Origin of the sequence: Streptomyces sp. AC550_RSS872, from assembly GCF_019049285.1 — a bacterium.
Lineage (GTDB): Bacteria > Actinomycetota > Actinomycetes > Streptomycetales > Streptomycetaceae > Streptomyces.
In genome coordinates this window covers 132,532-139,552 of the sequence record NZ_JAGMUL010000008.1, presented here as the reverse complement: position 1 = coordinate 139,552, position 7,021 = coordinate 132,532, and the positions used below count along the sequence as shown (strand labels likewise).

Annotated in this window: 5 protein-coding genes; 2 read left to right on the top strand and 3 right to left on the bottom strand. The window is 71.4% G+C overall.

The annotated features are described in order from the left end of the window. The coding region (locus KUM44_RS03775) for a carboxyl transferase domain-containing protein (protein ID WP_302185957.1) at positions 1–500 on the bottom strand (500 nt) is incomplete at its 3' end. Beyond that, the gene (locus tag KUM44_RS03770; protein WP_217206209.1) at positions 493–1,938 is read right to left on the bottom strand and encodes an acyl-CoA synthetase; all 1,446 of its coding nucleotides are present in this window, start codon (positions 1,936–1,938) and stop codon (positions 493–495) included. The genes KUM44_RS03770 and KUM44_RS03775, both read right to left, overlap by 8 nt. 458 nt (positions 1,939–2,396) lie before the next feature. Between KUM44_RS03770 and KUM44_RS03760 the strand changes: the two genes are divergently transcribed. Next, positions 2,397–4,724 carry a glycosyltransferase gene (locus tag KUM44_RS03760; protein WP_217206208.1) on the top strand — a complete coding sequence of 776 codons (2,328 nt, stop codon included), beginning with the start codon at positions 2,397–2,399 and terminating at the stop codon, positions 4,722–4,724. Next, positions 4,721–5,971 carry an acyltransferase gene (locus KUM44_RS03755; protein ID WP_308402478.1) on the top strand — a complete coding sequence of 417 codons (1,251 nt, stop codon included), beginning with the start codon at positions 4,721–4,723 and terminating at the stop codon, positions 5,969–5,971. Before KUM44_RS03760 ends, KUM44_RS03755 begins: the two co-directional genes overlap by 4 nt. Positions 5,972–6,064: 93 nt before the next feature. Here the strand turns inward: KUM44_RS03755 and tgmB are convergent, their stop codons facing one another. After that, on the bottom strand, positions 6,065–7,021 hold the full coding sequence (gene tgmB, locus KUM44_RS03750; RefSeq protein WP_217206207.1) for an ATP-grasp ribosomal peptide maturase: 957 nt from the start codon (positions 7,019–7,021) through the stop codon (positions 6,065–6,067).

Below are 7,021 nucleotides of genomic sequence, written 5' to 3'. Positions count from 1 at the left end.
CCGGCGCCGAAGGTGGCCCAGCCGCCGCCGGTGGTGGGGTCGCGGAGGATCGCGATCTGGGGGAGGCCGGCCTCTCTGGTGAGTATCGACTGGCGGGCCACGCGCTGGAGTTGGGTGAGGGCGAGCATGCCCTCCTGCATGCGGCTGCCGCCCGTGGCGACCAGGGGGACGACCGGGAGGCGGTGAGCGCGGGCGTAGACGTACGCCGACTCCAGCCGGTCGCCGGTGCGTTCGCCGAGCGAGCCGCCCAGGAAGCCGAACTCGAACGCCAGCAGCACGGCCCGCGTACCCTCCACGGTCGCGGTGCCGCAGACGACCGACTCGGCCTCGCCGGTGCGCTCCCGGGCCCGCGTGTGGGAGGCGTCGTAGCCCTGCCAGGAGAGGGGGCCGTCCGGCTGTCCGGAGCCGGACTTCCCTTCCGGGGCGGGGAGTTCGGTGAACGAGGCCTCGTCGGCGACCAGTGCGACGACCTCACGGGCCGACAGGCGCCGCTCAGTCATGGGCCAGGGCCCGCTTCATGATCTTCCCCATGTCGTTGCGGGGCAGGGCGTCGAGGTAGTGGACCCTGCGGGGCCGCTTGTGGGGGGCCAGGCGGGTGGCGACGTGGGACGCCAACTCGTCGGCCGAAGGGGGCGATTGGGGGTTCGCCGGGACGATCCACGCCACGATCCGCTCGCCCAGGTCCGCGTCCGGTTCGCCGGTGACCGCCGCCTCCCGTACCCCGGCGTGTTCGAGGAGCGCGTTCTCGATCTCACCCGCCCCGATCTTGTAACCCCCGCTCTTGATCAGGTCGGTGGCCTTGCGGCCGACGATCCGGACGTATCCGTCGGGGTCCCGTACCGCCATGTCGCCGGTGCGGAACCAGCCGTCCTCCGTGAAGGCCGCGGTCGTCGCGTCGGGGCGGTTCAGATACTCGGTGAACAGGTTCGGGCCGCGTACCTGGATCTCGCCCACGGTCTCGCCGTCGTACGACGTGATCGGCGTCCCGTCCTCCTCCACCAGCCGCAGCTCCACACCGGGCAGCGGGACGCCGACCGCGCCGGGCCTCGGCTCGCCGTCCGCCCGGACGCTCGTGTTCATCAGCGTCTCCGTCATGCCGTACCGCTCGACGACCCGCTGCCCGGTCGCGGCCGTGATCCGCTCGTGGTCGTGCACCGGGAGCGCCGCCGAGCCCGAGACGAGCAGCCGGGCCTTGCCCAGCGCCTGCGCCAGCCCGGGGTCGTCGGGGAGGGCCTGGACGATGCGGTGGTACATGGTCGGCACGCCGAACACCATGGTCGCGCCGTCGTTCAGCTCCCGCGCGACCCCCTCCGTACTGAACCGGCCCAGGTGCCGTACGCAACCGCCGCGGCGCAGCGGGCCGAGGATGCCGAGGACCAGGCCGTGGACGTGGAACAGGGGCAGACCGTGGACCAGTACGTCCTCGGCCGTCCACTGCCAGGCGTCGGCGAGCGCGTCCAGGGTCTGCGACACGGCCCGGCGCGGGAGCACCGCGCCCTTGGGCGGGCCGGTGGTGCCGGAGGTGTAGACGATCAGGGCCGGGTCGCCCTCGGTGGACCGCTCGTCCGGCCGTGCACCGGTGGCCCGCACGTCGACGTCCACGCGCCGCAAGTCCCGTAGGGGGGAAGGGAGTTCATCTCCTGGTGCGGCGAGGACGAGACTCGGTGCGCTGTCGGACAGGATGTGCCCCAGCTCCTTCTCGCCCGACTTCGGGTTGAGCGGTACGGCGGCGATGCCGGCCTCCAGCGCCGCCACCACGGCGACCGCGGTCTCCAGCGCCGGCGTCGCCCATACGGCGACTCTGCCGGCGCCCGCGATCCGGTCCGCCAGGGCGCCGGTTGCTGCGGCGAGCTCCGCGTAGGTCAGGGCCCGGTCGCCGAAGCTCAGGGCAACTCGCCCCGCCGGACCGGCCGTCAGGGCCGGGAAGAGAGAGGACACGCGTCGTACTCCTTAGCTGTTTCCGTCCGTCGACATCCGTCAACAGTCGCTGTCTGTCGTCTGCCGGGTCTTTCCCCAGCCCGGCACCACCAGCACCAGCCACACCACCGCGGGCACCGCCGCCACCATGATCCCTCCGTACACCATCAGCTGCCGGAAGAAACCCTCACGGCCGACGTCCGGCGCCGCGCCGCCACCATGCCCAACGCCCCGATCTCTTCGCGAAGGTGGGGTTGCCGGACCGGGAGCCGGACGGAGAACGCTGTCCGCAGGTTCCACACTGCGCTGTGCCCTCACACTCCGGCACGCGATCCACCCATCTCCTTGAGGTGGGCACGTAAAGGCAATGAAGGTTTTACACCGGCGCAGGTGTGGTGTCACAGCGCTCGGTGAGGCTACTGAAGCGTTCTGACAACCAGGTCCTCCCCCCACATCCGAACAGGATTGGACCCACATACATGACCACCGAACTGAGGCGCGCACCCGCGCCCCGGAACACTCCGGCCTGCCCGCCGACCGACGGGTCGTTACAAGGCCGCGTCCTCGCGGTCGGCATCCCCGGCCCCCGGCGTGAAAGGCTCACCCGCACCCTCGAGTCCACCGGCTACGCGGTCACCCACGCCGTCCCGGGCGAGGTGGGCCGCAGCGTCAAACAGGCCCCGCCCGACGCGATCGTCGCTCTCGACGGCCATGGCGTCGAGCACGCCGTGGAGGTCGTACGAGAGATACGCGACGCGCCGCAAGGCCACGCACTGCCCCTGGTGATGGTCACCGCCGACCGCGAATCCGCCGGTGTCGCCCGCCTGTTGCACAGCGGCGCCGACGACTGTCTGCCGGAGGCCGCCGACCCCGTCGAGCTGTCGGCCCGGATCGCCGCCAAGCTCCACCGCGTCCCGGTCCCCGTCGAGCGGCTGGCCCTCGACCCGCGCACCGGCCTGCACTCCGGGCCCCACTTCCGTGCCGAACTCGACCGCGAACTACGCCGCCCCGGACGCCGCGACGGCGTCCTCGCGGTGGTCGGCGTGGCCGAGGCGGACACGCTTCAGGAGCGGTTCGGGGTGCGGGTACGCCGTGAGGTCGCCGAGCGGCTCGCCGGGGTCGCCGAGCGGCTCGGCAACGGCTGCGACCGGCTCGGCTGGGACGAGGACGGGCGCCTGCTCGTTCTCATGCCGGGCGTGGACGAGGAGGCCGCGCGCCGCGCCCTGAGCGAGTTCGCGACGACGGTGGCCGGCACCCGGTTCGTCGTCGCCGACGAGAACGTACGGCTGACCCCGGCGGTCGGCTGGCTGCCGCTCTCGGACGCCGACGGCCACCCCGTCGAGCGGGCGGGCGACGCCGTCGCCGAGGCCCTGCGCCACCGCGATCTGCGGCCCGTCCGCTACGAACCGTGGATGCGGGCGGCCGCCGCCCCGCGCCGCCGCGCGAAGAAGGTCGTACGACCGCTGCTGCTCGCCCTCTCCCCGCTGCTCGCGCTGCTCATCGGCGTGGGCGTGCCGTTCGCGCTGTACGAGCAGGCGTACGCGGTGCTGGGCTGGGACATCGCCTCGGCGGCCTACTGGGTCGTGGTCGCCGGACTGGTCCTGTCCGCCGCGCTGATCCTCCTCGAATGCCTCTTCTCGCTCGACGCGCCCGCCCGCCCCGCGGCGCCCGCGCAGCCGTATCCGCCCGCGAGCGCGGTCATCGCCGCCTACCTCCCGAACGAGGCCGCGACGATCGTCGACACCGTGGAGTCCTTCCTGCGCCTGGACTACCCGAACGACCTGGAGATCGTCCTCGCCTACAACACACCGCACGCGTTGCCGGTCGAGGACACCCTGCGGGACATCGCCCGCCGCGACCCGCGGTTGGTGCTGCTCCCGGTGGCCGGCAGCACCTCGAAGGCGCAGAACGTCAACGCCGCCGTCAGCCGGGTGCGCGGCGAGTTCGTCGGCATCTTCGACGCCGACCACCACCCGGCGCCCGACGCGTTCCGGCACGCCTGGGACTGGCTGTCCAACGGCTACGACGTCGTCCAGGGCCACTGCGTCATCCGCAACGGCGACAGCTCCTGGGTCGCCCGGCAGGTGGCCGCCGAGTTCGAGGCGATCTACGCCGTCAGCCACCCCGGCCGGACCCGCCTGTACGGCTTCGGCATCTTCGGCGGCTCCAACGGCTTCTGGCGCACGGACCTGCTGGCCCGCACCCGGATGCACGGCTCGATGCTGACGGAGGACATCGACTCGACGCTACGCGCGTTGCGCGAGGGCGCGCGGATCGCCAGCGACCGGACGCTGATCTCGCGGGAGTTGGCCCCCACCCGCCTCAAACCCCTGTGGAACCAGCGCTCGCGCTGGGCGCAGGGCTGGCTTCAGGTGTCGCTGCGGCACCTGGGGCAGGCATTGCGGTCTCCGGCCTTCACGCACCGTCAGAAAACAGGACTGGTGGTGCTGTTGGGCTGGCGCGAGGTACAGCCGTGGCTGTCCCTCCAGATCCTGCCGATCCTGCTCCACTCGGCGAGCCGCGCGGGCGGCGCGGACCGCATCGACTGGGCCACCCCGGCCTGTCTGCTCGCCTTCGCCTTCACCCTCTCGGCCGGACTCGTGCAGACGGCGTTCGCGGGCCGGCTCGCGTTGCCCGAACTACGCGCCAGGCGAGGCTGGTTCTGGTGCCACGCGCTCGTGTCGACGTTCTTCTACACGCATTTCAAGAACATCGTCGCCCGGCAGTCGCACCTCAAGGAACTGCTCGGCGACCGCCGCTGGCGGGTCACGCCCCGAACGGCGACGAAGGCGGTGGGCCAGGAGTGAGCAGCACGAGAAACACGAGCAGCACAAGCAACACGAGCAACGCCCGCAGCCCTGAACTCCAGGGTTTCCGGGGGCTGGCCGCCCTCAGCACGGTCGTCTTCCACGTCTGGCAGCAGTACTACGTCTACGACCCGCAGGGCGCCCACCCGCCGATCGACAACCCCTACCTCGGGGCGCTGGTCTCCCTGGAGGTCATCGACCTGTTCTTCGTCATGTCGGCCTACCTGCTCACGCTCTCCTACGCGCGGGCCGCGATCGACGGCGATGACCGCACCCGCCCGGGCAGGGACTTCCTCTTCCGCCGGGCGACGCGCATCCTCCCGCTCTATTTCCTCGCGGTGCTCGTCGTCTGGTCCCTGCGCAACCCGGACCTCCCCGGCGACTGGCGGGACCTGGTCGGACACCTCACTTTCCTGCACGTCTTCGACCAGCAGCGCATCTTCTACACCCTGGGCCCGTCCTGGTCGCTCTCCCTGGAGATCGCCTTCTACCTCACCCTGGTCGCCGTGGGCCCGCCGGCGATCCGGGCCTGCCGCCGCCTGCGCACCCGCCGAGCCCGCGTGCTGCTGTGCGCGACGGGCTGCGCGGCGCTCTACCTGGCCCCGGTCGTCTGGATCTCCGCCGCCCACCACGCCTTCGGCATCCCGCACACCAACTGGCCCGTGTACTTCGGCCCCCAGGCCCGCTTCGGCGGCTTCGCGGCCGGGATGGGCCTGGCGGTGCTGCTGGTGGCGTTGGGCGAGCGGGGCCGGATCCGAGCGCCGTGGGCGACGGCGATGTCGGTCGCCGCGGGTGTCGGCCTGTACGCGCTGTCGTACTTCTCCGCACCGGAGAACACCTGGCACACGTACTACCACCCCCTGGCCGCCCTCCTCTGGTTCGCCCTGCTCTACTGCACCCTCCACCTCCGCGCGACCGCGCGCCCCCGCTGGCACGCCCTGCTGCGCACCCCATGGCTCACCGGCGTCGGCCTGGTCAGCTACAGCCTCTACATCTGGCACGAGCCACTGATGCTGGCCCTGTACGAGGCCGGTGCCCTGCCGCACGCGCAGGGAGCCTTCCCGCTGGCGGCACTGATGGTGGTGGCGGCGGGAGTGCTGGTCGCGACGGTGAGCTACTGGGCCGTGGAGTATCCGGGGAGCCTGCTCGCCCGTCTGCGCGACAAGAAGGGCCGGCCGCGGGAGTTCTATCCGGAGCCACGGCTGTGCGGTGACGTCGGGACATCCGGCGGTTCACTGCCGACCTGAACCACCATCAGGAACCAAGGGCCCCGACTCGACGCGACCGCATCAGGTCGGGGCCACCGGCTCAACTCCGGCCTGCCTCCTGCCGGGCCTCGATCAACAGCTCCCCGGGGCGAGGGCGGTGGCAATCGCCGCCGCGATGGGCAGGCCCGTGCGGTCCTCGATCCATGCCCACTGCCCGTTCGGATTGACCTCCAGGAACGTCCACCCTTCCGTGGTGACGAGGAAGTCGAAGGCGCCGAAGCGCAGTCCCAGTGCCGCCATCAGGCTCACCACCCCGCGCCGCACCGCCTCGGGCACCGACACGACCTCGTACGTCAGTGCCGAGTAGTCCGCCCGCCAGTCGAGCCGGGCGGCATCGGTGGCGGCCTGGATCGCCGCGGCGAACATCTGGCCGTCCACCACAGTCAACCGCACGGCGCCGGTGTGCTTCACACGCTCCTGAAACATGTGGGCCGTCGCCGTGACGCCCTCCGCTTCGGCGAGATGCTCAGGAGTGACGACCGCGGTGTAGAGCAGGCGCCCTGCCGCGACGCCTTCCGGAAGCACCGGAGTGGACAGAGGCTTGTAGATGATTTCCCCGACTTCGTCGGCGAGGGCTCGGGCCGCCGAGGGATCGTTGGTGATCACCGTTCGCGGGACGGTCAGACCCGCCCGCACCGCCTCTTGAAGCTGCACCGGCTTGTACTCGGCGTATCCGATCCGCTGAGGATGATTCAGCCATCGGGCATCGGCCATGAGCAGCCCGTTGAAACCCATCCGCGCCTCGCCGTTGGCCCACTGCGCGACCGGCTCGGGAATGTCACCCAAGTGGAAGGCGCTCGGCCGCCGGTAGTAGACGCCGCTCACGTCCTCCATGCTCAGCTTCCGACCGGAGGCGGCGAGCAGGGTGGACCACCCGGCACCGGAAGGGGAGAGGACACCACTCACCGTCAACGTGGAGGGAAAATCCCCTGGATCGCACCGGAAGACGTCCACACCCCGGTGGTTCAGGTCCTCCACCACGTAGTCGGCGGTGGGGTCGAACCGCTTTGTCAGGACCAGGACCGTCAT